Below are 2,849 nucleotides of genomic sequence, written 5' to 3'. Positions count from 1 at the left end.
GCAAATTGCTTGGGTGTTATATGGTCAAGCCTCACGGGCAATTAGTATTGGTTAGCTCAACGCCTCACAGCGCTTACACACCCAACCTATCAACGTCGTAGTCTTCGACGGCCCTTCAGGGAACTCAAGGTTCCAGTGAGATCTCATCTTGAGGCAAGTTTCCCGCTTAGATGCTTTCAGCGGTTATCTTTCCCGAACATAGCTACCCGGCAATGCCACTGGCGTGACAACCGGAACACCAGAGGTTCGTCCACTCCGGTCCTCTCGTACTAGGAGCAGCCCCTCTCAAATCTCAAACGTCCACGGCAGATAGGGACCGAACTGTCTCACGACGTTCTAAACCCAGCTCGCGTACCACTTTAAATGGCGAACAGCCATACCCTTGGGACCGGCTTCAGCCCCAGGATGTGATGAGCCGACATCGAGGTGCCAAACACCGCCGTCGATATGAACTCTTGGGCGGTATCAGCCTGTTATCCCCGGAGTACCTTTTATCCGTTGAGCGATGGCCCTTCCATACAGAACCACCGGATCACTAAGACCTACTTTCGTACCTGCTCGACGTGTCTGTCTCGCAGTCAAGCGCGCTTTTGCCTTTATACTCTACGACCGATTTCCGACCGGTCTGAGCGCACCTTCGTACTCCTCCGTTACTCTTTAGGAGGAGACCGCCCCAGTCAAACTACCCACCATACACTGTCCTCGATCCGGATAACGGACCTGAGTTAGAACCTCAAAGTTGCCAGGGTGGTATTTCAAGGATGGCTCCACGCGAACTGGCGTCCACGCTTCAAAGCCTCCCACCTATCCTACACAAGCAAATTCAAAGTCCAGTGCAAAGCTATAGTAAAGGTTCACGGGGTCTTTCCGTCTAGCCGCGGATACACTGCATCTTCACAGCGATTTCAATTTCACTGAGTCTCGGGTGGAGACAGCGCCGCCATCGTTACGCCATTCGTGCAGGTCGGAACTTACCCGACAAGGAATTTCGCTACCTTAGGACCGTTATAGTTACGGCCGCCGTTTACCGGGGCTTCGATCAAGAGCTTCGCGTTAGCTAACCCCATCAATTAACCTTCCGGCACCGGGCAGGCGTCACACCCTATACGTCCACTTTCGTGTTTGCAGAGTGCTGTGTTTTTAATAAACAGTCGCAGCGGCCTGGTATCTTCGACCGGCATGAGCTTACGGAGCAAGTCCTTCACCCTCACCGGCGCACCTTCTCCCGAAGTTACGGTGCCATTTTGCCTAGTTCCTTCACCCGAGTTCTCTCAAGCGCCTTGGTATTCTCTACCCAACCACCTGTGTCGGTTTGGGGTACGGTTCCTGGTTACCTGAAGCTTAGAAGCTTTTCTTGGAAGCATGGCATCAACCACTTCGTGTTCTAAAAGAACACTCGTCATCAGCTCTCGGCCTTAAGATCCCGGATTTACCTAAGATCTCAGCCTACCACCTTAAACTTGGACAACCAACGCCAAGCTGGCCTAGCCTTCTCCGTCCCTCCATCGCAATAACCAGAAGTACAGGAATATTAACCTGTTTTCCATCGACTACGCTTTTCAGCCTCGCCTTAGGGACCGACTAACCCTGCGTCGATTAACGTTGCGCAGGAAACCTTGGTCTTTCGGCGTGGGTGTTTTTCACACCCATTGTCGTTACTCATGTCAGCATTCGCACTTCTGATACCTCCAGCAAGCTTCTCAACTCACCTTCACAGGCTTACAGAACGCTCCTCTACCGCATCATCCGAAGATGATACCCGTAGCTTCGGTGTATGGTTTGAGCCCCGTTACATCTTCCGCGCAGGCCGACTCGACTAGTGAGCTATTACGCTTTCTTTAAAGGGTGGCTGCTTCTAAGCCAACCTCCTAGCTGTCTAAGCCTTCCCACATCGTTTCCCACTTAACCATAACTTTGGGACCTTAGCTGACGGTCTGGGTTGTTTCCCTTTTCACGACGGACGTTAGCACCCGCCGTGTGTCTCCCATGCTCGGCACTTGTAGGTATTCGGAGTTTGCATCGGTTTGGTAAGTCGGGATGACCCCCTAGCCGAAACAGTGCTCTACCCCCTACAGTGATACATGAGGCGCTACCTAAATAGCTTTCGAGGAGAACCAGCTATCTCCGAGCTTGATTAGCCTTTCACTCCGATCCACAGGTCATCCGCTAACTTTTCAACGGTAGTCGGTTCGGTCCTCCAGTTAGTGTTACCCAACCTTCAACCTGCCCATGGATAGATCGCCCGGTTTCGGGTCTATTCCCAGCGACTAGACGCCCTATTAAGACTCGCTTTCGCTACGCCTCCCCTATTCGGTTAAGCTCGCCACTGAAAATAAGTCGCTGACCCATTATACAAAAGGTACGCAGTCACAGAACAAAGTCTGCTCCCACTGCTTGTACGCATACGGTTTCAGGATCTATTTCACTCCCCTCTCCGGGGTTCTTTTCGCCTTTCCCTCACGGTACTAGTTCACTATCGGTCAGTCAGTAGTATTTAGCCTTGGAGGATGGTCCCCCCATATTCAGACAAAGTTTCTCGTGCTCCGTCCTACTCGATTTCATGACCAAGAGATTTTCGCGTACAGGGCTATCACCCACTATGGCCGCACTTTCCAGAGCGTTCCGCTAATCTCAAAGCCACTTAAGGGCTAGTCCCCGTTCGCTCGCCACTACTAAGGGAATCTCGGTTGATTTCTTTTCCTCAGGGTACTTAGATGTTTCAGTTCCCCTGGTTCGCCTCTTGCACCTATGTATTCAGTACAAGATAACCATCTTATGATGGCTGGGTTCCCCCATTCAGACATCTCCGGATCAAAGTCTGTTTGCCGACTCCCCGAAGCTTTTCGCAG

The 2,849-nt window shown here is 51.8% G+C and carries 1 rRNA gene (cut by a window edge); it reads right to left on the bottom strand.

Annotated features, from left to right (window positions below):
• Positions 1-20: 20 nt before the first annotated feature.
• Positions 21-2,849, bottom strand: a 23S ribosomal RNA gene (locus F8N44_RS30965) (it continues 65 nt past the right edge of the window).

The sequence above is a fragment of the Pseudomonas fluorescens genome, assembly GCF_902497745.1.
Lineage (GTDB): Bacteria > Pseudomonadota > Gammaproteobacteria > Pseudomonadales > Pseudomonadaceae > Aquipseudomonas > Aquipseudomonas fluorescens_BM.
The sequence above is the reverse complement of the archived record's forward strand: the minus strand, read 5'-3'. Positions and strand labels throughout refer to the sequence as shown.